At 59.9% G+C, this 23,614-nt stretch carries 19 protein-coding genes, 1 tRNA gene and 1 pseudogene; 6 read left to right on the forward strand and 15 right to left on the reverse strand.

All coding sequences use genetic code 11. The annotated features are described in order from the left end of the window. Window positions 1-890: 890 nt before the first annotated feature. The 3 genes from AYM40_RS17150 to AYM40_RS17155 form a co-directional block, all read right to left on the reverse strand. Window positions 891-1,658 carry a DUF6602 domain-containing protein gene (locus AYM40_RS17150; RefSeq protein ID WP_063497258.1) on the reverse strand — a complete coding sequence of 256 codons (768 nt, stop codon included), beginning with the start codon at window positions 1,656-1,658 and terminating at the stop codon, window positions 891-893. A 37-nt stretch (window positions 1,659-1,695) separates the two neighbouring features. Next, window positions 1,696-2,094, reverse strand: coding sequence for a hypothetical protein (locus AYM40_RS40335; RefSeq protein ID WP_148662195.1), 399 nt, complete (start codon window positions 2,092-2,094; stop codon window positions 1,696-1,698). 193 nt (window positions 2,095-2,287) lie between these two features. Continuing rightward, window positions 2,288-3,070, reverse strand: coding sequence for a PDZ domain-containing protein (locus AYM40_RS17155; RefSeq protein WP_063497259.1), 783 nt, complete (start codon window positions 3,068-3,070; stop codon window positions 2,288-2,290). A 415-nt stretch (window positions 3,071-3,485) separates the two neighbouring features. On the opposite strand from AYM40_RS17155, the pseudogene moaC reads away from it, so the two are divergent. Both moaC and AYM40_RS17160 read left to right on the forward strand, forming a co-directional pair. Beyond that, window positions 3,486-3,581, forward strand: a pseudogene (gene moaC, locus AYM40_RS38680) (cyclic pyranopterin monophosphate synthase MoaC); the annotation flags it as partial. A 340-nt stretch (window positions 3,582-3,921) separates the two neighbouring features. Further along, on the forward strand, window positions 3,922-4,971 hold the full coding sequence (locus tag AYM40_RS17160) for a phage tail sheath family protein (protein WP_063497260.1): 1,050 nt from the start codon (window positions 3,922-3,924) through the stop codon (window positions 4,969-4,971). A 55-nt stretch (window positions 4,972-5,026) separates the two neighbouring features. On the opposite strand, the gene AYM40_RS17165 is transcribed toward AYM40_RS17160, so the two are convergent. From AYM40_RS17165 to recA, 8 genes are all read right to left on the reverse strand, one after another. Continuing rightward, window positions 5,027-6,811 carry a PglL family O-oligosaccharyltransferase gene (locus tag AYM40_RS17165; protein WP_063498082.1) on the reverse strand — a complete coding sequence of 595 codons (1,785 nt, stop codon included), beginning with the start codon at window positions 6,809-6,811 and terminating at the stop codon, window positions 5,027-5,029. A 136-nt stretch (window positions 6,812-6,947) separates the two neighbouring features. After that, window positions 6,948-7,571, reverse strand: a complete 624-nt coding sequence (locus tag AYM40_RS17170; RefSeq protein ID WP_063497261.1) for a pilin — start codon at window positions 7,569-7,571, stop codon at window positions 6,948-6,950. Between the two features lie 203 nt (window positions 7,572-7,774). Continuing rightward, the gene (locus tag AYM40_RS17175) at window positions 7,775-8,479 is read right to left on the reverse strand and encodes a TerC family protein (protein ID WP_063497262.1); all 705 of its coding nucleotides are present in this window, start codon (window positions 8,477-8,479) and stop codon (window positions 7,775-7,777) included. 144 nt (window positions 8,480-8,623) lie between these two features. Next, window positions 8,624-9,505, reverse strand: a complete 882-nt coding sequence (gene sucD, locus AYM40_RS17180; RefSeq protein ID WP_063497263.1) for a succinate--CoA ligase subunit alpha — start codon at window positions 9,503-9,505, stop codon at window positions 8,624-8,626. Window positions 9,506-9,685: 180 nt separating this feature from the next. Continuing rightward, on the reverse strand, window positions 9,686-10,855 hold the full coding sequence (gene sucC / locus AYM40_RS17185; RefSeq protein WP_063497264.1) for an ADP-forming succinate--CoA ligase subunit beta: 1,170 nt from the start codon (window positions 10,853-10,855) through the stop codon (window positions 9,686-9,688). After that, entirely contained in the window at window positions 10,852-11,601 is a 750-nt protein-coding gene (locus AYM40_RS17190; protein ID WP_063497265.1) for a DUF2889 domain-containing protein, read from the reverse strand. The genes sucC and AYM40_RS17190 overlap by 4 nt, the downstream gene beginning before the upstream one ends. 168 nt (window positions 11,602-11,769) lie before the next feature. Continuing rightward, window positions 11,770-12,456, reverse strand: a complete 687-nt coding sequence (recX, locus tag AYM40_RS17195; RefSeq protein WP_063497266.1) for a recombination regulator RecX — start codon at window positions 12,454-12,456, stop codon at window positions 11,770-11,772. 7 nt (window positions 12,457-12,463) lie between these two features. Further along, window positions 12,464-13,540, reverse strand: a complete 1,077-nt coding sequence (recA, locus tag AYM40_RS17200; protein ID WP_063497267.1) for a recombinase RecA — start codon at window positions 13,538-13,540, stop codon at window positions 12,464-12,466. Between the two features lie 242 nt (window positions 13,541-13,782). Here recA and AYM40_RS17205 point away from each other — a divergent pair, with 242 nt between their 5' ends. The 4 genes from AYM40_RS17205 (at window position 13,783) to AYM40_RS17220 (ending at window position 18,166) form a co-directional block, all read left to right on the forward strand. Then, the gene (locus AYM40_RS17205; protein WP_063497268.1) at window positions 13,783-14,565 is read left to right on the forward strand and encodes a response regulator transcription factor; all 783 of its coding nucleotides are present in this window, start codon (window positions 13,783-13,785) and stop codon (window positions 14,563-14,565) included. A 9-nt stretch (window positions 14,566-14,574) separates the two neighbouring features. Beyond that, window positions 14,575-16,113: a sensor histidine kinase gene (locus AYM40_RS17210; RefSeq protein WP_063497269.1), complete on the forward strand. Its 1,539-nt coding sequence runs from the start codon at window positions 14,575-14,577 to the stop codon at window positions 16,111-16,113. Window positions 16,114-16,344: 231 nt separating this feature from the next. Continuing rightward, window positions 16,345-18,003, forward strand: coding sequence for an MFS transporter (locus AYM40_RS17215; protein WP_063497270.1), 1,659 nt, complete (start codon window positions 16,345-16,347; stop codon window positions 18,001-18,003). 86 nt (window positions 18,004-18,089) lie between these two features. Beyond that, window positions 18,090-18,166 (forward strand) — tRNA-Met (locus tag AYM40_RS17220). Between the two features lie 102 nt (window positions 18,167-18,268). Here the strand turns inward: AYM40_RS17220 and AYM40_RS17225 are convergent. From AYM40_RS17225 to AYM40_RS17240, 4 genes are all read right to left on the reverse strand, one after another. Further along, window positions 18,269-19,861, reverse strand: a complete 1,593-nt coding sequence (locus AYM40_RS17225; RefSeq protein WP_158515287.1) for an AMP-binding protein — start codon at window positions 19,859-19,861, stop codon at window positions 18,269-18,271. Window positions 19,862-19,922: 61 nt separating this feature from the next. Continuing rightward, entirely contained in the window at window positions 19,923-20,801 is an 879-nt protein-coding gene (locus tag AYM40_RS17230) for a class I fructose-bisphosphate aldolase (RefSeq protein WP_063497272.1), read from the reverse strand. Window positions 20,802-20,906: 105 nt separating this feature from the next. Further along, window positions 20,907-22,478: a hypothetical protein gene (locus tag AYM40_RS17235; RefSeq protein WP_063497273.1), complete on the reverse strand. Its 1,572-nt coding sequence runs from the start codon at window positions 22,476-22,478 to the stop codon at window positions 20,907-20,909. 8 nt (window positions 22,479-22,486) lie between these two features. Beyond that, window positions 22,487-23,590, reverse strand: a complete 1,104-nt coding sequence (locus AYM40_RS17240) for an SDR family oxidoreductase (protein WP_063497274.1) — start codon at window positions 23,588-23,590, stop codon at window positions 22,487-22,489. Window positions 23,591-23,614: the final 24 nt, after the last annotated feature.

Consider the following 23,614-nt stretch of genomic DNA (forward strand, 5'->3'; position numbering starts at 1 on the left):
GCACTAAACCATTGGACGACTGTAGCGACTGTGGGTTCGGTCTTTGCCTACAGTCGCGGTGGCTACAGTCGGCACCATTCGTGATGCAACCTTCAATGCGAATTGCGTCGAACAATGGTGCATGACAGTCCGCGCCAATGTGACTGACATTCCGAATGTCGTTGTAGCCCACCACCGACCACTGGCCCATTGCAATGCACTGCTGCGACTGTGGGTCCGGTCTAATCCATTGCTACAGTCGGCGGCATCCATCGACAGTGCGCCGTCATTGCAGTCGCCAGCCTGCAATAGTCAGGGCGGTGCAATTGGGTGCCGCTGCAATCGTTGCTACAGTTGGCGAACAGTCGGCCTAGCATCGGCACAGGACTGATAGTGGCCCACAGTCTAGTGGGCCAGTAGTCAGCGCCAATTGCATGCAGTCGGCCAATTGAACTCACTGGTCAGCGGCACCATTCAGCCCGCTGCTACCAGTCGGACCCGGCTGTGTAACAGTGAACGCACAATGCGAACGGATCACCAACGGCCCTAACAGTCACCCACAGTGACAGTGGCTATGGTCGCTGACAGTCGAACAATAGAAATGCATTGGTCATCCCAGACAGCAACAGTCAGCACCGAGAACCTACCAGTCTTACAGTGCAATGGTGGCGACGGTCCGACTGCTTCCACCAATGCAACGGTAGAAGCAGTACCAATGGTCGCCGCTGCATACGATTGCACCTGAAGATTGTCGCCGTCCGCCACCAACCGTCGCGCCATCGCAGGTCCATTGGTGCCGACTGTAGCGAATGTTCGGTCTAATCCGTATGCCCAGAATCGCTAACAATCAGTATCAGTCAAAGCTCCCAGAAGGCTTTAAGGTGTTCAAGACTTTATTGAAATCACCAGCATTACATATGGAAAAGTGGTATCGCTAAAATGGAATGGAGTTTTCTTTTATTATAATCCTCCCTTTTTTTCATGTTTTCGCTTCTGAAATAATTTGTTTTGATGTGATTTTCGACGACACCATATATTGATAGGAAAAAGTTTTCTAGGGCACTTATTTCATCTCCATCTAACCCTTCGTAGTAGATGGACGTATACCCCATCATATCACGATCATCAATGACCATATCTTTTTTAAGATGGAATGAACTGTTAACCCCCGTTATTTCGTCTGGCAACCACTGGAAAGTATCCCAATCGAATTCATGATAATCCCCGGGATGTTTGTACGAATTCAAAAAATCGCCGATTTTTCTTATATTCAGCGAATTGAATATGAAGAGATATGTTCTCGCGCTTCCAAAATTTCGAAGCTCAAAGAAGTAATTTATAGCATCATGGAATATTTTCTTGGTGATCGATGTTTTTACCTCAATTACCGCAAGCACCGATTCGGCAGGCACAACAACCACATCGTTAATTCTGTAAAATGGCGCGTAGGCTTGCGAATCGTAAATTATGATGTCGCATTGCCTAGACATTTCATTATTGTTGCCGATGATGAAGCCTTGCTCAACACTAACAACCTTTGGTAGATGTTTTCGCAGGAAATCTCTTAATATTTCCTCAGTTAAAAGCCCAATAGTTGGGTTGTGCTTTTTGATGTAGACTTTTACCTGCCGAAGTTTGCCAAGCAACTCTTGGCTTATAAAATCGAAATAATTACTCATCAAACGCCTACCCGGAAAATTTAGTGCTTCACTTTATCTATTGGGCCGGAGATGCGCTCTTATCTAGACTGCAAATCTCTTCTGCAATAATAGAATCCCCGTTTCCACCACCGATGACAAATGGAACGCTATCTTGCGGACTGCCATCCATAGAATCTGACACCAAATTTCCATAACCCTTTGCGCAGTCAGGCTCCACCACCGAATACTTAACAAACGAAACCTTTCCGTTGGTCGTGGTTATCCTCATCAATATTGATATTGTGTTTGAGCCAAGGATGTTTTCCATTTTTTCGAATGAGTTTGATTTGAATTCAAACTTGAATTCGCCACGCCTTGGTTTCCAGAGTTCGATCCATTTGTATGTGGACTCTGAGAAAGAATTGATCGAAAAAACAAAAAGAATGCATGCTAATGCAGCCTTGTATAGCCTCATATCCCAACCCGTCACAAAGATAATTCAGAAAAGTCGATGTTGCAGTATGATTCACCCACCGACCGCGACAGCCGGGACAGTGCAACGATCAGTCGCCCAACCGTCACGAAGATTGCAACAGTAACATGGGTATCAACGGCGTCGCCATCAGGTCCATGATACTGTGCAACGGTCCATTTTCACCCCATGCCAATTACGGAATTGGATTAAGTTTTACTTCCTTGCTGAGTAACTTCCCGTCTCGAATAAATTCGATCTTCACTTGCTGACCGGCGAATTTCTGAAGCAATTTCTGTAGTTCGTGTCCGTCAGTAACCTCAACTGACCCCACGGATTTCAGCACATCCCCCTTTAGCAAGTCGGCGTCGTAGGCAGGCGTGTCTTTCTGCACTGCATTTACAGTTACGCCTTTGTTTGTCTGAAAGGTGGCCCGTTGCTGCGGGGTCAAGTCACGAATGTCAATCCCAAGAATTGGATTTGGGATTGCACGAATCCAAAATGTAGCCATTTGGTCGTATCGCCGAACCGAAATCGGTACCATCGTGGTCGTAGTACCATTCACGGTTGTCGTCGCGCTGCCATAGCCGCCCGAACCATAATAGTTGGTTATCGCCGTTGCGGTATTAGGCAGCGTCAGCGGCACGGCACCCTGCTCGGTGCCCGAGTATTTCGCATACACAAGAACCCGGTCCGCCTTCACTGTTTCGGCTTGCTGCTTCACTTGACGTTCAGATGCTTCCTTGCCGTTGAAGGATGAGTAACCTAACAGCCTGAAGCCATCACCAAACATTGCCTGATAGTCCGTCTCGGGATCGCTACCGCGCAGTACAACTGGTGGGTTGTGGCTGACAATAATTCCCGGCGCTTTCGTGATGTCGATGCCGCCGGTCCTATCGTTGTAATACTGCGCGTATGGATTGGCGCAGCCAGCGAGTGCCAGCGGGACGACAAGGCACAGCAATGAGCGTTTGAGCATAACCTTCCCCGATGCAAATTTCTGATTGTTTATGTGCTACGCGATTCTTGCTCACGCCTACCAAATGAGCAAGTAAATCAACGCATCAAGCCTTCCCTTCTGACGCGTCCCTTATGAAGCTATGAAGACGCAAATGAGCACAAGGTTGCCTGAATCTCAGCGAGCGGACCGCCGACATCTTGCGCATCGAGACTCACATAGTGCCTGTGCAGCATGTCGCCACGCTTCGGCGCATGTCCAAGGATACGGCGGATCGCGTAAACTTACGGCTGGCGTTGGAAGCGCAGATTTTCTTGTTCCAAGTCTGCTCCAACGCCGCTCCACTCAACCAACTGGATTGGTCGAGATCGAATGCTGCGGCGCTCGTAAGTCATTGATTTATAAGACCGTCACATAAGGCTACGAACGGCATCCAGACATGTGCAAGGCGGTGGATCGCGGCATGACGATCACCGATGTGAAGGTGCTGGAGAAGCACGGCGGGAAGTCGGGGGATTGGGTGGCGGGCTAATACAGCTAAATGCTGTTACACCGTTTTAACGTGGCGCGGCGCCCACGATTGAGCGACGACGACACGCTCAATTCCCGCGGCTTGTCGGGCACCGCGACGACAACTGTCTGATCTGTGGCGTTTCACCACGCTGACAAGCGCCATTGATCTGTCCAATACTCCCCTCAGGGTGAACGTTACGCTTCGCCCTCCCCGATATCCGCTCGAGTGCTTCACTTATCTGACTGCACGCCACGTTCGCCGAATGCTTTCAACACGAGGTAAGCCGACGAACAGTGATTTGCACGGCCTTGGTGTTTGGTAAAGCAAGTTATTCCCTATTCAATGATGAGGAAAGATTATGCCGACTACCGTCAGCTATCCGGGCATCTACATCGAGGAAGATGCATCGCCGTCGCTTTCCGTCAGCGCCAGCGCAACCGCGGTCCCGATAATTGCCGTAAATAGTTGGAAAAGCGCAGCAGTAAAATTCAATAGTTATCTTGAATTTATATCATCGATAGGTTCGTGGGGTTCAGGTACCACCGACATGAATCTGCTATCCGTAAGGGCCTATTTTGAAAGCGGAGGCGGCCCCTGCTATGTAGTCAATTATGGCAATTTAGCAACTGAAGTACCGAAATATAGCGACATTACACTGATTGTCGCTGCGGGCCGGGATATCAACTCAGCCGTCACCGCCCTTTGCACATCAGGCTCAGGATTGTTTGCGATATTCGACGGCCCACAAGCAGAAATTACTGATGGCAATGCGGCAAGTAACTTTCCTTCCACTCCGCATGCAGCGGTTTATTACCCTTGGTTGTCAGTAGACTGGACCACGGGTGGAATTCCTCCCAGCGCAGTGGCGGCCGGCCTTTACTGCCAATCAGACCGCACACGCGGCGTATGGAAAGCGCCTGCAAATATCTCGATCGCAGGCAATTACAAGCCTTTATTTAAAGTCAGCGACGATTTACAGGGGCAATACAACCAGGGCAAGGCGATCAACATGATCCGGGATCTCGACGGACGGGGTCCTGTGATATGGGGTGCACGCACACTGGAAGATAGTGACGACTGGCGCTATATCTCCGTACGGCGCCTGTTCAATAGTGCGGAACGGGATATAAAAAACGCAATGCAGCCGATGGTATTCGAGCCCAATAATTCGCCGACCTGGGAGAAAGTGCGCAGCGCCGTCACCAATTATTTACATAGCCTCTGGCGACAGGGCGCGCTGGTCGGCACAACCGAGAAAGATGCCTATTTCGTGGCGATCGGCGAAGGCACCTCGATGACAGCTGACGACATCGCCCAAGGAAAAATGATTGTCAAGGTGGGCATGGCGGCGGTCCGCCCGGCCGAATTTATCATCCTGCAGTTTACCCAGAACGTCGCCGCCGGTTGACCCGATGGCGCCTCTGTCCAGGCGCATCAACGCGCCCGGACAGCGGCATTGCCGGTCAATCCTCGTCGCTGTCGTCGTCCTGATTGACGTCGGCCGCCGGCATGCCATAGCGCTTGAGCAGTTCCGCCTTGAAACCGGCCAGCGTCTTCTGCTCGTCGCACAGCTCATACACATAGGCCAACTGCGACGGCCAGTCCTTCAACTCCTGAGCAAAGATCTTCAGACGCTCGACAGTGTCGAACGCCCCCGCCGTATCGCCGCTCAGCGCCTGCAGCACCGCGTACCGGCGCAGCACGGTTTCGCCGGGCAGCAGCGCCATCGCCTGCTTGTGCATGGCGAGCTTGTGCTGCAGGTTCATCGAATTCATGGGCTCCAACGTCGCAAGACCATACTCGCCCCACGCCTGGAACAGGAACGACGGATCCGCCCGATATTGCTCTGCCGGACGCGAGCCGTAATACAGCACCTCGGAGCGCGTGTAATCCTTGTACACCGGATACAGCGCGGCCAACCCGCCGAACACCACCACCACGAACGCGCCAAATGAAAGGCGTCCAGGCACGAGGCGCAGCGGCCGTGTCTCGAGCAAGCCGAACACGAACATTGCCGGCAGCAGGAAGAACATGTACTGCTGCGGATACTCGACCAGCGCATGCATGACCAGCACGCCGATCAGCGCGATGCCGAACACGCGCGCGGCGCTCTGCGGCGCGCGGACCACGCGCACCAGCCACGTGATCAGGCCGAACAGCACGATTGCGAGGCCGATCAAGCCGGTCTTCGCGAGCAGATCGATGAAGATGTCGTGAGAATTATTGGCAATCTCGACGCCGCCCAGCGACTTCGCATACTCGAACTGGTAGCTCGGAAACTCGCCCCAGCCGACACCCAGCAGCGGATGCGTCTTGAACATCGTCCAGCCGTATTTCCACAGCGCGAGGCGCGGCGCGATCTGGCCAGCGTCCTTGAAACGCTCAGCCGCCGACTGCCCAAGTTCCAGGTGATAGTGCACATTAGCCCAGCGGATCAATGCATTAACGACGAAGAACAGCATCGCCAACGCAATCGGGATCAGCCATTCGCGATTGCCGCGGCGCAGATGCGGGTGACTGCGCGTCTGCGCGAAGGCCATCCAGAGACCCGCCAACACGATCACGCCCATCTGCAGCCAGGGGCCGCGCGACACGGTCAACGCCAGTCCAATGGCGAAAATCGTCGACACGAGCAGCCAGATGCTGACGGCAATGCGCCGTGTCTGCACGAGGAACAGCGCACCGGCCATCGCGAAGGCGATATAGGTGGCGAGGTGATTCGCCTGCGCCATATTGCCGAACGGCCGCCGCTCGACGGTCACGTTATAGGCGACGACCAGCGGCGACACGCGCGTTTCGAGGTGAAACAACTGGATCACCTGGCAGAACACCGCGAACAGGCCACCGACGATCAACGCCCCAGCCGCCCAGCGCAGCGCCGTTTCGTTCAGCTTGGCGCGTGTGAAACCGTAGCCGGCGTGTGTCGCCATGAACGCGGCGAGCAGGTAACCGCCGCCGAGCCAGTTCATCGAGGGCTGCGAGACCGGCAGCAGCACCGACTGCGCCACCAGCACCAGCCCGAACAGCAAGGGCACCAGCGCGACAACCGGCGACGCGAAGACCACGCGCGGCCTGGCCGTCCCCACTAGCAGCACGACACCCGCGCCCGTCAGCAAATACAACGCGAGCGCCGTGAATTCAGCGTAGAAGGTCGGAATCGGATACGTGTGGTTGGCAACTGCATAAGGCAGCACCAACGCGAGAGCCAACAGAATGAGAGACAGGTAGCGCGCAAATGGGGTGGGCATCGAGTAACCGGAGGGCGTCAGCAACCGGCGCACTATACAAAAAAATTCTCCTGCTGTGCGCCGGCTGGGCTGAAATATCCCGAAAATCAGTGTTTTACGTCCGGATAACAACTCATCCGATCACCCGCACCGTGGCTTACGAACGGCACTCCGGCGGCGCAAGATTCGACGGCAAGGACGGCGCATCGGCCGGTGCGGGCCCGGCGCCTGGCGCAGGCAACGACGAAGCCGTTTTGCCGCCGGCGAAGCACTCCCAGGTGACCGCACCCGCCTGCACGGCGCCCTTGCTCAAGGCGATCCGCGCAGTCGGTGCGTCGGCATTGTCCGGCACCGAGGGTACCAGGGTCAGCGTGTTCGAACCGGAAGACGCGACGCGCGTCGTGAAAGCAACGGTGATCTGGCCGGTGTCGTCGTCGACATGAACAGATTCGACGTTGCGGGTAGCAGGCGGTGACGCATAACCGCCGCCGAACGCATTCCCGCTAGCGGCGTTTTCGGACACCGCGAGCCGCGCGGATGCAGCTAACGAGAGACCCTCCCCTACGCGGCTGCGGGCCAGATAGTCCTGATATGCCGGAATCGCATAGGCGGCGATTACGCCGACAATCGCCAGCACGATCATCAACTCGATCAGCGTGAAGCCGAAACTAAAGCAGCGGCAGGCACGTGCGAGCCGCTCGGTCCAGCGCGCTCGTTCGAACGCGTTCCGCGGAGAAAGCGTGGACTGTGAATAAGGGCAGTAAGGCAAAGTAACGATCATCGGCAGGCTCCTGAAACGAAAAACGCCTGCCCCTCGAATCGGGGACAGGCGTTTCAATCGTAGCCAGCGGTGCGCGTTCCACACAGTCAGCCGAATGGCTAACGTTGCGCTAGTGCAGCGGAAGTCGGTGCTGGTGCGGTTCCATGTTCAGGCCACCGCACCGTTGCCGTGGCGCATCGGCCAGGGTTCCGGCTGAGGTCAGCTTAAGCCGCCGCTCGCTTCGCGTTGCGGCGCTTGAGCAGATAACCGAGGATCACGACGAACAGCGCGCCCGCGATGCTCATGCCGTACTCGGCCACCGGCGCATCGAGGATCGGCCAACGGTCGCCGGCCGGGTCGTTGATAATCAGGCCACCCGCGATCCAGCCGAGCAGCGCAGCGCCGAGCGTGATGACGATCGGAAAACGGTCGAGCAGCTTCAGCACCAACTGGCTGCCCCACACGATCAGCGGAATACTCACCACCAGGCCGAAAATCACTAGCGCGAGGCGATGTTCGGGGTCGGCCGCCTCAGCCGCGCCAGCAATTGCGATCACGTTGTCGAGGCTCATCACCGCATCCGCGATGATGATGGTCTTGATCGCCGACATCAGCTTATCGGCCGGCTTGATATTCTCGTGGACGTCATGCGCAGGCGCCATCAGGCGCACGCCGATCCACAGCAGCAACAGGCCGCCGGTGAATTTCAGCAACGGCACGTCGAGCAGCGCCACGGCAAACGCAATCAGCGCCACGCGCAGCAAAATCGCACCGGCCGTGCCCCACAGCACGCCCTTGGTACGCTGCTCGGCCGGGAGGTTGCGGCAGGCAAGCGCGATCACCACGGCGTTGTCGCCACCCAGCAGGATGTCGATGACGATGATCTGAACGACTGCGCCCCAATGGAGCGTGGCGAAAAACTCGAGCATGAGTGAAAGAGCAAGAAGGAATCGGACGCGCGGGCAATAAAAAAGCGGGGGAGTCTACACTCCCCCGCTTTTAAGACTGCCCACTCACGAAAGGATTTCGTAAGCGTATCAAAAACGCGCCATGACTGCGCGCGAATTTCGTTTTTACAGCATCGCCTTCAGAAGACGCGCCATTTCCGACGGGTTCTTCGTGACCTTGATGCCGCAAGCTTCCATGATTTCCAGCTTGGCTTCAGCCGTGTCCGCACCGCCCGAGATCAGCGCGCCGGCGTGGCCCATGCGCTTGCCCGGAGGTGCCGTAACACCAGCGATAAAGCCAACCACCGGCTTCTTCATGTTGTCCTTGATCCACTCAGCAGCATTCGCTTCGTCCGGACCGCCGATCTCGCCGATCATGATGACGGCGTCCGTTTCCGGATCGTCGTTGAACATCTTCATCACGTCAATGTGCTTCAGACCGTTGATCGGGTCGCCGCCGATACCGACTGCCGACGATTGGCCAAGGCCGATCGCCGTCAATTGGCCGACTGCTTCATAGGTCAGCGTGCCCGAACGCGACACGACGCCGATGCGGCCCTTGCGGTGGATGTGACCCGGCATGATGCCGATCTTCAGCTCGTCCGGCGTGATCGTGCCCGGGCAGTTCGGTCCGAGCAGCAGCGTCTTGCGGTTTTCGGCACGCATGCGGGCCTTGAGCTCGATCATGTCGCGGACAGGGATGCCTTCCGTGATACAGATTGCGAGATCCAGGTCGGCTTCGACCGCTTCCCAGATCGCAGCAGCAGCGCCTGCCGGCGGAACGTAAATCACCGACACGGTCGCGCCCGTTTCAGCCTTGGCTTCAGCGACGCTAGCGTAGATAGGAATGCCTTCGAAGTCTTCGCCGGCGCGCTTCGGGTTCACGCCCGCAACGAACGCTTCGCGGCCGTTTGCGTATTCACGGCAAGCACGCGTGTGGAACTGACCGGTCTTGCCGGTGATGCCCTGCGTGATGACCTTGGTGTCTTTGTTAATCAGAATCGACATGTATTGACCTCTGTTCGTTTGGCGTCGCGCGATGGCGCCGCGAGAGGCGGGATGTTCTCCGCCCGCGTCGCTCACGCGCCGCCATTCGTAATCCTGGTTAATCCTGGTAGAAGCAGTCTGGTAAAAACAGCCAGGCAAAAGCGGCCTGGCTACAGCCGCCTCATAAACGCCCAGCTCGGCTTACGCCTTGCCCGAGGCAGCCGCGACAACCTTCTGAGCCGCTTCTTCCATGCTGTCTGCCGCAATGATCGGCAGGCCGGATTCAGCGAGCATCTTCTTGCCCAGGTCTTCGTTCGTGCCCTTCATGCGGACCACGAGCGGCACCTTCAGCGACACGGCCTTCGACGCCGCGATCACGCCTTCCGCGATCACGTCGCAGCGCATGATGCCGCCGAAAATGTTGACCAGAATCGCGGTCAGGTTCGGGTTCTTCAGCATGATCTTGAACGCTTCCGTGACCTTCTCGGTCGTGGCGCCACCGCCCACGTCCAGGAAGTTCGCCGGTTCGCCGCCGAACAGCTTGATGGTGTCCATCGTTGCCATTGCGAGGCCAGCGCCGTTCACGAGGCAGCCGATGTTGCCGTCGAGCGAGATGTAAGCGAGGTCGAACTTCGACGCTTCGACTTCAGCCGGATCTTCTTCGTCCAGATCGCGATACGCGACGATTTCCGGGTGACGGAACAGTGCGTTCGAATCGAAGTTGAACTTGGCGTCCAACGCGATGACCTTGCCGTCGCCGGTCAGGATCAGCGGGTTGATTTCGGCCAGCGATGCGTCGGTTTCCCAGAATGCCTTGTACAGGCCTTGCAGGATCGCGCGTGCTTGCGGCAGCGAAGCGGCGGGCACGCCGATCTTCGTGGCGAGCTCGTCGGCTTCGGCGTCTTTCAGACCGGTCGACGGATCGACGGCGATCTTGTGGATCAGCTCAGGCGTCTTTTCCGCGACTTCTTCGACGTCCATGCCGCCTTCGCTCGATGCCATCACGACGATCTTCTGCGAAACGCGATCGATCACCAGGCCGACATACAGTTCCTTCTTGATGTCAGCGCCTTCTTCGATCAGCAGACGATTCACCTTCTGGCCTTCCGGACCGGTCTGGTGCGTGACGAGCTGCATGCCGAGGATCTGTTGCGAATACTCGCGAACCTGATCCAGCGACTTGGCGACCTTCACGCCGCCGCCCTTGCCACGGCCACCCGCGTGGATCTGAGCCTTCACGACCCATACCGGGCCGCCAAGCTCTTCCGCGGCCTTGACCGCATCATCCACCGAGAAGACCGGCTTGCCGCGCGGTACCGCGACGCCGAATTTCCGCAGGATTTCCTTACCCTGGTACTCGTGAATCTTCATGCGTGATTCCCTTCAGTCTGAGAGTTGGATTGAACATCGTTTCCGCTGCCGTCGTTCATGCCGGACGCGTTGCCGCCCTCACCTGTCTGGCGGACTGCCCCGTCGCCTGACGATGCCGCGCGATCCGCTGTATACGGAGCGCGGCCATACCAGCGCGGATAAAACTGTTGCACCGCCTCGCCGTCGAAACGCAGCGCGTGGCAGCGTCCCAACTGGAATGGCGGTTTGTTGTTGGAATGCTCGTCTGTGCTGTCTGCACTTGTGGCCTGCTCGGTCCCTGACTTTGCCGTCGCGCCCGGCGTGTCTTCATTGGTGTTCCACACGTCGCCGGCGAACGCCTGGATTGCAGCGGTCGGCAAAAGCGCGCACAACTCGGTGAGATGCGTGCAGCCAGCCGTGCCGGCCAGCAAACGGGCAGCATCGCGACGGAAGTTGCGGAACAGATTGAGCCCGATGAGGGCACGGTAGGCGGGATTGCTGGCTTGGCACAACCCTGGATAGGGCACCCAGTCGGACGACGCTTCGGCGTCGACGACGTTGAGCTTGCGATCGATGGTGATGCGAAGCCAGAGTTCATGGATCGGCTGACCATTGGGCCGGACGCCCGACGCAAGCACCACATCGCGCGGTTTTTCGTCGGTCAAGCACGCTTCCACATCCCACAGGCCATCGGCTCGCTCATAGGCTTCCGCTCTGATTGCGCGACGGTGGCGCAACTGACGGGACACTGGCGGGGAGAGCGGCATGCGGAAAGGGAAGGCCGGTTTGGAAAACCCCCGAATTTTAGCATACTGGGTATTTGAGACAGGTGGGAATGCGCAGGGCCGCCCGGCGGGCGGTTCAGCGCGGACGGCCTTATCTCAAAGTGCGGCTGGCGGCGGGGTTCTGCCGCGGCCTCGCAGCGACTCGCCGCTTCATTCCTCGTCGAACCCTTTGAGAATTTTGCCGATCGTGGCGCCCGAGAAACCGCGCGATGCCAGAAAGCGCGCCTGCCTGGCCCGCTCGGCGGGCGTTTCGGGCAGTTGGCTGAATTTCTTCCGCCAGACGGCTTGGGCTCGCGCGAGTTCGGTTTCGCGCAGTTGCGCACTGGCTTCTTCGACCAGCGTTTGGTCCACCGCGTGCTGCTTCAATTCGCCGACAATCCGGCTCGCGCCCAACCGCGACGAGCGCCGATGGACCAGGCTTTCAGCAAAACGCGAATCGGACAGCCAGTTTTCGGCCTCCAGCGAATCGAGCAAGGTGTCGAGCGAATCGGTTTCTTCGACGAACGGCTTCAGCTTGCGCGCCAGTTCGGAGCGGCTGTATTCACGCCGCGACAAATAGCCGAGCGCACGTCCTTTGAGCGAACGGGCCGGGCGTTGGGATTTTTTTGCATCGTCCTGCCCCGGCTTCGCCTCGCCAGGTGTGCGGCGCGAGCGGGTGTAAGTGGTTTCGGATGGATCCGCTGCAGCTTCTGCAGAAGAATCAGACTGCGGCTGACGACCTTCGGCGCGATCGTGCGCATCGAACGACTCGAAAGGATCGGCGTCGTCGTCACGCGGGCCGTCCGCGTTGCGTCCTGCGTTGGCAGCGCTGGACAGCGGCCGGCCCTTGCGTATCACGTGCTGGTTACTCTTCTTCGCCCGCGACTTCGGCGCTTACGCCCGTCGCCGCTTCTGCCATGGCATTCACGCCCAGCGATTCACGAATGCGGTTTTCGATCTCACGGGCGATGTCCGGATTTTCGCGCAGGAATTCACGCGCGTTGTCCTTACCCTGACCGATCCGTTCGCCGTTGTAGCTATACCAGGCGCCGGCCTTGTCGACGATCTTCGCTTGCACGCCGAGGTCGATGACTTCACCCTGACGCGAAATGCCTTCGCCGTACAGGATGTCGAAAATCGCTTCCCGGAACGGTGGCGACACCTTGTTCTTCACGACCTTCACGCGCGTTTCGTTGCCGATCACTTCGTCGTTCTTCTTGATCGAACCGATCCGGCGAATGTCCAGACGCACCGACGCGTAGAACTTCAGCGCGTTACCACCCGTGGTGGTTTCCGGGTTGCCGAACATCACGCCGATCTTCATACGGATCTGGTTGATGAAGATCACGAGGCAGTTCGTGCGCTTGATCGTGCCGGTGAGCTTGCGCAGCGCTTGCGACATCAGACGCGCTTGCAGACCCGGCAGCGAGTCGCCCATTTCGCCTTCGATTTCAGCCTTCGGCACGAGTGCCGCGACCGAGTCGATCACGATCATGTCGATCGAGCCCGAGCGCACCAGTGCGTCGGCGATTTCGAGCGCCTGTTCGCCGGTGTCCGGCTGCGAAACCAGCAGGTCGTTCACGTTCACGCCGAGCTTGCCCGCGTACTGGATATCCAGCGCGTGTTCCGCGTCGATAAACGCTGCCGTGCCGCCGATCTTCTGCATTTCGGCGATGACTTGCAGCGTCAGCGTGGTTTTACCGGACGATTCCGGGCCATAAATTTCGACCACACGGCCACGCGGCAAACCGCCGACGCCCAGCGCGATGTCGAGGCCGAGCGATCCGGTTGAGACCACCTGGATGTCTTCGACTACCTCACCTGCGCCGAGCCGCATGACCGACCCTTTGCCGAACTGCTTTTCGATCTGCGCAAGCGCGGCAGCGAGTGCCTTGCTCTTTTCAGCAGTCAGTCCAGCCGAGCCTTTCTTGCTTTCTTCCATGAATCGTCCTTTGCTATGATGAACGGCGTCTGAGGCAGATGTGCGGCCCGCCTTTTCAAGATTCTTGAAGGACAGCACACGAAACCCAGACACTGTATAAAAAAACAGTAGTTTTGGCAAGCGCGATTCTCATGCGAACGCGCATTTTTACCGTCGCGCTGCCCAACTACCCACAATAATTTTCGGAGACCGCTGTGCGCCGGGGACACCCCACGGCGCCGGCAACGCCAGGTTGGCGCACCATGCGAATTCTGATTGCCGAAGACGACAGCATACTCGCGGACGGTCTGGTTCGATCACTCCGCCAATCGGCCTATGCCGTCGATCACGTGAAGAACGGCGTCGAGGCCGACACCGCCCTGTCGATGCAAACTTTCGACTTGCTGATCCTCGATCTGGGCCTGCCGCGCATGTCCGGGCTCGAGGTGCTGCGCCGCCTGCGCGCCCGCAATTCGAACGTGCCGGTGCTGATCCTCACCGCCGCGGACAGCGTCGACGAACGCGTCAAAGGCCTCGACCTGGGCGCCGACGACTACATGGCCAAACCCTTCGCACTGAACGAGCTCGAGGCGCGCGTGCGCGCGCTGACCCGGCGCGGCGCGGGCGGTGGCCCGACGGTGGTGCGGCACGGTTCGCTGTCGTTCGATCAGGTCGGCCGGATCGCCTATGTCAACGAGCAGGTGATCGACCTGTCGGCGCGCGAACTCGGTCTGCTCGAAGTGCTGCTGCAACGGATCGGGCGGCTGGTATCGAAGGAACAGCTCGTCGACCATCTGTGCGAATGGGGCGAGGAAGTCAGCAATAACGCGATCGAAGTCTACGTGCACCGGCTGCGCAAGAAGATCGAGCCGAGCGGCGTGCGCATCATCACCGTGCGGGGCCTCGGGTACTGCCTCGAGAAAGCCGCCCTACCCTCGAACACGAACGTGAGCGCCAACGCGCCCGCGCCGCATGCTCCGGCCGAGCCAGAACCGCCGGCATCGCCCTCGTCGGCCGCGATGCCGGCGAGCCATCACTACAAATAGAGGACGCCCATGTCCGCACGCGCAGACCGCGCTACGGCGCACGCGGCGGACCTCGACGAGGCGCGCGACGAGCGCTACGCCAATCCGTTCGCCCCGCCCGACGAGACCGAAGCCGCCGCCGAAGCACGCCCGCGCTCGCTGTTCGGCGAGATTCTCGACTGGATGCTGGCGCCGCTGCTGCTGCTTTGGCCGATGAGCCTTGCGGTCACCTACCTGGTCGCCAAGTCGATCGCCAACGGCCCGTTCGACCGTGCGCTCGAAACCGACGCCTACGTGCTCGCCCGCCAGATCCACCCGATCAACGGCGTGGCGGAGCTGTCGCTACCCGACTCCACCCGCGACTTTCTGCGCGCCGACAACGTCGACAGCGTGTTCTATCAGGTGCTCGGCACGCGCGGCGAACTGGTGGGCGGCGAGCGCGACATGCCGCTGCCGCACGAGGAAGACCGGCCGCCGCCCGGCCTCGTCGAATTCCGCGACGACGTGCTGCGCGGCAACGATATCCGCGTCGCCTATACGACCGTCGAGTTTCCGCAGACGCGCGGCGCTCAACCCGTGCTGGTGCAGGTCGCCGAGACGCTCGACAAACGCAGCCAGCTTGCCAACGACATCATCAAAGGCGTGATCCTGCCGCAGTTCGTGATCCTGCCGCTGGCGATCCTGCTGGTGTGGTTCGGCCTGTCGCGCGGACTCGCGCCTCTGCACGCCCTGCAGGCGCATATTCGCGCGCGCCGCCCGGACGATCTGTCGCCGCTCGAAGCCCGCCGCGCGCCGCCGGAAATCGAGCCGCTGGTGACGTCGTTCAACGATCTGCTGACACGCCTCGAACAGAACATGGAGTTGCAGAAGCGCTTTATCGCCGACGCCGCGCATCAGATGAAAACGCCGCTTGCCGGTCTGCGCACCCAGGCCGAGCTTGCGCTGCGCCAGGACGCCTCCGCGGAAGTTCACCGCTCGCTCGAACAGATCGCCACGAGTTCGGAGCATGCGGCGCGTCTCGTCACCCAGTTGCTGGCGCTGGCGCGCGCGGAAAACCGCATGTCGGGCCAGATTTTCACGCCGGTCGAGGTGACCGAGGTGGCCCGCAACGCCGTGCGCGACTGGGTTCAGGCCGCGCTCGCCAAGCAGATGGACCTCGGCTACGAAGCGCCCGAAGAACCCGTCGAAGTCGACGGCAACCCGGTCATGTTGCGGGAAATGTTGTCGAATCTGATCGACAACGCGATCCGCTACACGCCGGCTGGCGGGCGGATCACCGTACGGGTGCGGCACGACGCGACGGCGCGGCGCGTGCATCTGGAAGTGGAAGACACCGGACTCGGCATTCCGGTGGCCGAGCGCTCGCGGGTGGTCGAGCGTTTTTACCGGATTCTCGGCCGCGAAGGCGACGGCAGCGGCCTTGGGCTCGCGATCGTCCGCGAGATCGCGACGATGCACGGCGGAGAAATGACGATCGACGATAACGTCTATCAAACCTCGCCGCGGCTGGCCGGAACGCTTGTGCGTGTCAGCTTGCAGGTACTCGAACGGGCACGGGACTTACCCTAAGGGCGCAACGGCCCGCACATGGCGCTGCCGCCATATTGAGATAATTTTGGCAAATCTTATAAGAATTTAGCGGTACGTTACCGTTTTTTGATTGAATTTTCCCCTACACGCCCGAAGCTGCCATTTCACCCCGTCACGTCAGTACGCCGTAAGTTTCCACTCCAATAATCGGTTGCACGGGAACGCCTTTGCCGGCGAACCGCGTGCACATATCAATATTGGAGACGACATATGGCTACCGTTGGCGGGCAAATCTCGCACGTGCCGATGACGCGCGATGAGAAGCGGGTAATCTTCGCATCGTCGCTGGGTACGGTTTTCGAGTGGTACGACTTCTATCTGGCCGGCTCACTTGCGATTTTCATCAGCAAGAGCTTCTTCTCCGGCGTCAATCCGACTGCCGCGTTCATCTTCACGCTCCTCAGCTTCGCCGCGGGATTCGCGGTGCGGCCATTCGGCGCGATCGTATTCGGACGCCTCGGCGATATGGTCGGGCGCAAATACACGTTCCTCATCACGATCGTGATTATGGGCCTGTCGACCTTCCTGGTCGGCTTCCTGCCCGGCTACGCGTCGATCGGCATGGCGTCGCCGGTGATCTTCATCGCGATGCGCTTGCTGCAGGGCCTCGCACTCGGCGGCGAATACGGCGGCGCGGCAACCTATGTCGCGGAACATGCGCCTCAGGGACGCCGCGGGTTCTACACCGCGTGGATCCAGACGACTGCCACGCTCGGCCTGTTCCTGTCGCTGCTGGTGATTCTCGGCGTGCGCACGGCCATGGGCGAAGACGCGTTCGGCGCGTGGGGCTGGCGTATCCCGTTCATCGCGTCGATCATCCTGCTCGGCGTGTCGGTGTGGATCCGCCTGCAACTGCATGAATCGCCGGTGTTCGAGCGCATCAAGGCAGAAGGCAAGACGTCGAAGGCGCCGCTGTCGGAAGCATTCGGTCAGTGGAAAAACCTGAAGGTCGTGATTCTCGCGCTGATCGGCGTGACCGCCGGCCAGGCCGTGGTTTGGTACACCGGCCAGTTCTACACGCTGTTCTTCCTGACGCAGACGCTGAAGGTCGATGGCGCGACGTCCAACATCCTGATCGCGATCGCGCTCCTGATCGGCACGCCGTTCTTCCTGTTCTTCGGCTCGCTGTCGGACCGCATTGGCCGCAAGCCGATCATCATGGCCGGCCTGCTGATTGCTGCCTGCACGTACTTCCCGCTGTTCAAGGCGCTGGCTCACTATACGAACCCGGCGCTGGAAGCGGCTACGGCGAAGTCTCCGATCGTCGTGATCGCAAACCCGGACGAGTGCTCGTTCCAGTTCAACCCGGTCGGCACGGCGAAGTTCACGAGTTCCTGCGACATCGCCAAGAGCGCGCTCTCGAAAGCCGGCTTGAACTACGAGAACGTCGCGGCGCCGGCGGGCACGCTGGCGGAGATCAAGGTCGGCGATACGGTGATCAACACGTATGACGGCAAGGCCGCCGACGCCAAGGACCAGGGCAAGGCGTTCGACAAGACCCTGGCGACCACGCTGAAGACCGCCGGCTATCCGCCGAAGGCCGATCCATCGCAGATCAACTGGCCGATGAGCGTGGTGATCCTGACGATCATGATGATCTACGTGACGATGGTCTACGGGCCGATTGCGGCGATGCTGGTGGAGATGTTCCCGACTCGCATCCGCTATACCTCGATGTCGCTGCCGTATCACATCGGCAATGGCTGGTTCGGCGGCTTCCTGCCGGCGACCGCCTTCGCGATCGTGGCGGCCAAGGGCAACATCTACTCGGGGCTGTGGTATCCGATTGTGATCGCGCTCGTCACGCTCGTGATCGGCGTGCTGTTCGTCAGGGAAACCAAGGACTCGGATATTTACGCGAAGGACTGAAACGCCTGGCGGACGGGGCAACTTGAAAAAATTGCGCGCCGGGGGTTGACAGCCTCCGGCCCTATCCGCATAATCTCGCTTCTTTCGGCGAATTAGCTCAGTTGGTTAGAGCGACGGAATCATAATCCGCAGGTCCGGGGTTCGAGTCCCTGATTCGCCACCAGTGTTATCAAAGGGTTACAGGTCATTGGCTTGTAACCCTTTGTCCGTTTACGGGTTTGTCTATCCGGTATGCAACCCGATACCCGGGCGCGATCCATTTCCCTCAACGCCGCGGGCCAGACAGTACACACCCCGTACCGTTCTGCGGTGCTACGTGCAACGCCTCGCGCCTGAGTTTGCCGCTCGGCGTGCTCTGCAGGTCCCGCACGACCTCGATTCGGTCCGGACGCAGGGCGCCCGGTTTGAGTTCACGCTGGATGCGCCGGATCATATCGTCGACGATATGCGCCGCGCAGTACTCCGGAACGTCCAGCACGATAAATGCGCGTAGCCGCACCAGCCCTTCGGGCGTCTCGACCGGCAGCGCCGCGGCCTTCACCACGCGTGGATCGGCGAGCAGGAACTCTTCCAGATCTTGTGGTGACACCCAATGCCCCGCAACCTTCGTTCGCTCAGAGCGACGTGACAGGAAGCGCCAGCCGTCGCCAGCGCGCGCAAACAGATCGCCGGGGTCGAAAGTGGGGCCTTGCGGCTGGTAAGCTGCGCTCTCCCCGGGTCGGAAACACCCTAGCATCAGCGCGTCACCGGTGACGCGCAACACCGATGCATCGTCGAGCGCGCCTGCGCTCCCGTATGCGCCGGTGTCGGGGTCTCCCCCTGCCGCAGTCCATTCATAGCCAAATGCCGCGACCTCGCGCAGACCGGACGCAACACCAGCGACTTCAGACAGATAGGGTAGAAAAGTTTCCGTCGTGCCGATTGAATCGAGCATCGGTGCGCGCGAGAACGCCTCCCAACGCTCACGCACTACAGCCGGCAGCCGTTCACCCGCAGCAAGACACAAGCGCAGCGAGTCGAGCCTGAACGGCCGCTTCGCGCGCGCCATCAACAGGTGATACAGCGTCGGCACCGCGAGGAACACACTGACTCGCTCCGCTTCGATGGCCGCGAGAAATTCGTCGTGGCTTTGCCAGCCGGGCAGCAGTACGGACGTGGCGCCGATCGACAGCGCCGGATGGATGCCTTGCAGCCCAAACGAAAAGTACGGCCCGCTCGTCCCCAACACGATATCGTCATCTCTCAACCGCCACATGGGTCCTGTCACGTGCCGTTCAAATGAAGCCACCGCGTGATGGGAATGCACGCAGATCTTCGGGCGTCCCGTCGATCCAGACGATGCAAGGCAGAATGCGGCACGCAAGTCCGGCCCGGTATCGGTGTCAGCCCCCGGCTCGCGCCGGATGGCCATGCACGCGGCGGCGACCTCGCGGCGCTCAAGTCCAGCCTCGTCGACCGGCCGCAAATCGAGGCCGTGCCGTACCCGCGCGGTGCGGTCGCGAAAAACGCGTGCGGGATCGAAATCGCTGAAGAGGAGGTCGTATGCATCGTCGCCGAGGTCCGGATGGACAAGAAACGGCAAGTGTCCCGCGCGCATCGCCGCAAGCCAGATGCAGAGCGTTTCGAGCGTCGAGCTTCCGACGATGGCAATGCGCTGCTGCGCACGGCATCCGCCCAACTCCACGTCGAGCTCACCCGCGAGCCGAATGGTAGCGGCGGCCAATTGCGCATAGCTGAGGCTGCGCCGGCCCTCGCTGGAACACTCAATTAGCGCGGTACGCTCGCCGCGTCCCGCCCGCACATGCCGGTCGACCAGCGACTCGACGCAACCTGCCCGCTGCAGCAGCGGTAATACCATGACAGTCTCCTTATTCGTGTCGAAATACGCTACCTTCATCGACGCTGGCTAGCGCGGCTCGTTACGTCGTTATGACGCAGGCCGGGTCCTTAACCGGCTTGCACAGCCCGTGCGGTTCGAAATGCGGTCGCGACTCGCCCGGAAATCTCCGCGCCCCGTCGGGCTCACCGCATGCGGTACGCGCAGTACGCAACGCGTCGCGCAGTTCCGCCAGAATGCTGCACGGATCGTCGTGCTGGAACACATTACGGCCGACGCACAAACCCGCCCCGCCGTACTGCACGATCGCGCGCGCCAGTTCGACCAACTGTTCATCCGACTTGCGCTCGCCACCTGCGAACACGACGCTCGTGTGCGATTGCACGCCGTCAATCAACTCGGCGATCGCGGAGAGGTCATCGGGAACGCCGAGCTTGATTGCATCGACTCCCATTTCGACCGCCGCACGCACGAAATGGCGCATCCGTCTCATACGCTCGCTCGCGTTACCGGTACCCGTCTTGTCATAGAGCATCGCGAGCACCGGCAGCCCGAACTGATGCGCATCGTCGATCACGCGGCCGAGCAGTCGCAGGTTGGAGCCCGTGTTCGCAGGCAAAAAATTGGTTTGCACCGAAACCGCATCGGCACCCAGCCGCATTGACGCCTCAACTGATGTCAGCAGACGCTTCCGGTCAGGCTGTTCGTCGAGGGACAGCGCACCGTTCAGATGAATCATCATTCCGCCGCTGGTCACAAGCCCCAGGCGTTCCGCGAGTCCCTTGTGCACGACGACCCCCGTTTGCAAGCCCCGCGACACCCAGCCAACCATGTCTTCGAGACGTGCGATACCGCGTACGGGGCCGATCGTCAGACCGTGGTCGATCGGCACGATCAGTGCGGATCCGCTTTGCGGATCGACAAACCGCGACCAGCGTCGCTTGCGTGCAATGTAGGTCATCCGTGTTCCTTACCTGGTAATTCCAATGTGAAAGATCAGTCGTGGCGACACGTCCACGGGCCGTTCAACTGCCGCCGCGCGCCACCAATGCACGGCCAACCGGCGCTACCCGCGGCGTTCGACACCCCGTGCCTCGCGGGCTGAGCCAGGCAACACTGCAGGTTCGGCACCGTCGAGGCTATCCAGCAGGCGTCTGAGTTCGGCGCAGTACGGCCCCATGAACTGAGTACTGAAATCGTCGAATGCGGAGCGCCGGAAGACTGCGTCAAACTGCAGTCGTCCGTTCACAGTCGGCGTATAAAGAATGAAGTCGTATGGCTCTACCAGACATCCAAAGCCGACGTAGCTGGAAGGCGCACGCGCGCGTGCGGGGCCTTCGACGCACGCGTCCAGTTTCCTCATATCCGCGCGAATCAGGCCGGGGTTTGAAACGCACGCGTTAGTCCCCTGTGCGCGGCGCACTATGGCGCGTGTCAGAGGATAGAGGACGGGAATCTTGAGCAGCAGCACAAGCCATTCGAGCCGGCCCAGTTCCAGTTGCAAGGCCGCCTGTTCGCGCGCGCGTTGCACAGCACCATGCACGTGCGCAAGCAACACCCTATCGGGCAGACCAGTGCGAATGCGTAGACCGGCGGGGACGAGGTAGTTGCGAAACGTGTCCGAGTAACGCGGATCCAGCGTTAGCCGCAAGCTGATCGCGCAAGTCACACGCGTGAAGCCGAGGCCCGTGCCGCCACGCTCAGTCAACCGCACCAGTGCCGTCGTCAAGAGCGTATTGAGCGTAACGCCCATGTGCTTCGCAATCCGCTTCGCCGTCGTTTCGAGTTCGCTGTCCACCACGCTGTGATAGAAATCGATTTGTGGCATTGGCGCACCAGTGAGCGCCGCACGTCGACTCGTGAAATTCCGATTGCGGCGAAGCAGATCGCCCGCGATGTTGAGCGCCGCGCGCGCCAGCCGGATTGCACGGGCACGCGGCGAATACCACTCGGGACGAATACGGTGAAGCGGCTCGAAGTCATGGATAGCTGGCGGCGCGGCTGGGACATCTGCATCTGCATGTGCATGTGCATGTGCATGTGCATGTGCATGTGCATGTGCATGTGCATGTGCATGTGCATGCGCGTTGGCGTTGGCGTTGGCGTTGGCGTTGGCGTTGGCGTTGGCGTTGGCGTTGGCGTTGGCGCACACATATTCGTCCATGATGCGTTCGAGCAGCAAACAATCGCTGTGAGCATCGGCGACAGCGTGTGCGCTGCTTAGGTAGACGCACGACGTCGAAGCATCACGGCCCAGCACGAGATACAACTGAAATGGCGCGCGCCGCTTCCAATCGAGCCTGTTGAGCTCGTTCAATCTCATGAGCAGCGCGCGAAATCCCGCGTCGCCGAAATCGCATCGACCGTTCCAGCGATGGACACGCAGCGCGACGCTCCCCGCGTCCACATCGTGCGCCGCGCCAGGATCAGGCGGGTAGCCGGCGTGAAGCAACGGGAAGGCCCGTGCAGCACGCGTGACGGCGCCAGCGAGGCGTGCTGCGCACAACGTGCCGTCTAGAACGAGAATCTGGTTGGTATTGGTATTGTCGTAGCGAACCAATTCCGCAAATGCTTCGGTCAGCGCATCGACACGGTTGCCGCTAAACTGCGGCGCGGCGACGGGAGGCGGCGAAGACATGAGGACACTCACGCTTGCGTTTCCAACTGCCCTGCGACCGGAGGTATCTTGAGCGGCACCTCCGACCGGTACCAATCGACCAGGCGCGCGAGCAGGTCCTTGTCAACAGGCGTCGAACGCGATTCCCGCTTCAGTGCCGCATCGAGGCTCGTGCGGTTGAACGTCCAATCGGTGCTCGCAAACAGGCGATTCGCATCAATCGCACGATCAATACGCTGATCGAGCAGTGTCATCGGCGGTCCATGCGTCGCGCGTACGCCAGTCGTCTCGCTGATGATCGACAGGAGCTGCCGATTGTTCAGTTCGCGGCCACCGGAGCAATGGAACACCTCAAAAGCGGCACCCTGATCCTCACGCGACGTCAGTCCCGCCATGTCGTCGACGACGCGATCAACCGTCACGAGATCGGGCTTGACGTCGCCCGGCAGATTCAGCCGCGCGTGGGATGCCCCTGCGCGGCGCACGGCTTCGATTGCATCGACGAACATGTAGAAACCAAAACCATTGCGTCGGGCCCATCCAGTCTGCGCGTGACCGACAACGATCGTCGGCCGGAAAATGGCGACCGGCAGCGCTCCCTCCTGGTGCAGCACGGACAGCGACTGCTCCGCGCACCATTTCGTAACCTGATAGCTGTTCACGCAAGGATTGCCGACGTGCAATGTCTCGTCTGTATTACCGCCCCGGATGCCCGCAGTGTATGCGGTCGACACGTAGTAGAAGCGCTTGCAAGCGGGCGCGTGCGCAGCGACCTTCCGATATAGGTCCACGGTGCCGCACACGTTGGTTTGATACGCATGCGCAAGCTTGTTCGCCGAATAGCTCATCTCTGCAGCGCAATGCCAGACGGCGTCGGCCGCTTGCAGCGAGTCGGCGTCGAGCGCGTCAGCGAGCGGACCCTGCCCCGCGTCGAACGTTACCAAGCGATCGCGGATAGCAGCACCAAGGTCAAGTCCGCAGCCGGCGGCCGCTTCACGCACGGCCGTTTCGGTGCGGCAGCCATCCTGATCATTGCGGGACACCGCGAGCACGGTCGCGCCGCGGGATAACAAGGTCGCAGCAAGTGCGCTGCCGACAAAGCCGGTGGCACCAGTCAAAATTATCTTATTCATTCTGCATTCCTACATTAACGGCGC

Origin of the sequence: Paraburkholderia phytofirmans OLGA172 (genome assembly GCF_001634365.1) — a bacterium.
GTDB lineage: Bacteria > Pseudomonadota > Gammaproteobacteria > Burkholderiales > Burkholderiaceae > Paraburkholderia.

Excerpts from the sequence above, each read along its gene's own strand:
- AYM40_RS17150 (WP_063497258.1), bottom strand. The coding sequence starts at position 1,658 with ATGAGTAATTATTTCGATTTTATAAGCCAAGAGTTGCTTGGCAAACTT.
- AYM40_RS40335 (WP_148662195.1), bottom strand. The coding sequence starts at position 2,094 with ATGAGGCTATACAAGGCTGCATTAGCATGCATTCTTTTTGTTTTTTCG.
- AYM40_RS17155 (WP_063497259.1), bottom strand. The coding sequence starts at position 3,070 with ATGCTCAAACGCTCATTGCTGTGCCTTGTCGTCCCGCTGGCACTCGCT.
- AYM40_RS17160 (WP_063497260.1), top strand. The coding sequence starts at position 3,922 with ATGCCGACTACCGTCAGCTATCCGGGCATCTACATCGAGGAAGATGCA.
- AYM40_RS17165 (WP_063498082.1), bottom strand. The coding sequence starts at position 6,811 with ATGCCCACCCCATTTGCGCGCTACCTGTCTCTCATTCTGTTGGCTCTC.
- AYM40_RS17170 (WP_063497261.1), bottom strand. The coding sequence starts at position 7,571 with ATGATCGTTACTTTGCCTTACTGCCCTTATTCACAGTCCACGCTTTCT.
- AYM40_RS17175 (WP_063497262.1), bottom strand. The coding sequence starts at position 8,479 with ATGCTCGAGTTTTTCGCCACGCTCCATTGGGGCGCAGTCGTTCAGATC.
- sucD (WP_063497263.1), bottom strand. The coding sequence starts at position 9,505 with ATGTCGATTCTGATTAACAAAGACACCAAGGTCATCACGCAGGGCATC.
- sucC (WP_063497264.1), bottom strand. The coding sequence starts at position 10,855 with ATGAAGATTCACGAGTACCAGGGTAAGGAAATCCTGCGGAAATTCGGC.
- AYM40_RS17190 (WP_063497265.1), bottom strand. The coding sequence starts at position 11,601 with ATGCCGCTCTCCCCGCCAGTGTCCCGTCAGTTGCGCCACCGTCGCGCA.
- recA (WP_063497267.1), bottom strand. The coding sequence starts at position 13,540 with ATGGAAGAAAGCAAGAAAGGCTCGGCTGGACTGACTGCTGAAAAGAGC.
- AYM40_RS17205 (WP_063497268.1), top strand. The coding sequence starts at position 13,783 with ATGCGAATTCTGATTGCCGAAGACGACAGCATACTCGCGGACGGTCTG.
- AYM40_RS17210 (WP_063497269.1), top strand. The coding sequence starts at position 14,575 with ATGTCCGCACGCGCAGACCGCGCTACGGCGCACGCGGCGGACCTCGAC.
- AYM40_RS17215 (WP_063497270.1), top strand. The coding sequence starts at position 16,345 with ATGGCTACCGTTGGCGGGCAAATCTCGCACGTGCCGATGACGCGCGAT.
- AYM40_RS17225 (WP_158515287.1), bottom strand. The coding sequence starts at position 19,861 with ATGGTATTACCGCTGCTGCAGCGGGCAGGTTGCGTCGAGTCGCTGGTC.
- AYM40_RS17230 (WP_063497272.1), bottom strand. The coding sequence starts at position 20,801 with ATGACCTACATTGCACGCAAGCGACGCTGGTCGCGGTTTGTCGATCCG.
- AYM40_RS17235 (WP_063497273.1), bottom strand. The coding sequence starts at position 22,478 with ATGTCTTCGCCGCCTCCCGTCGCCGCGCCGCAGTTTAGCGGCAACCGT.
- AYM40_RS17240 (WP_063497274.1), bottom strand. The coding sequence starts at position 23,590 with ATGAATAAGATAATTTTGACTGGTGCCACCGGCTTTGTCGGCAGCGCA.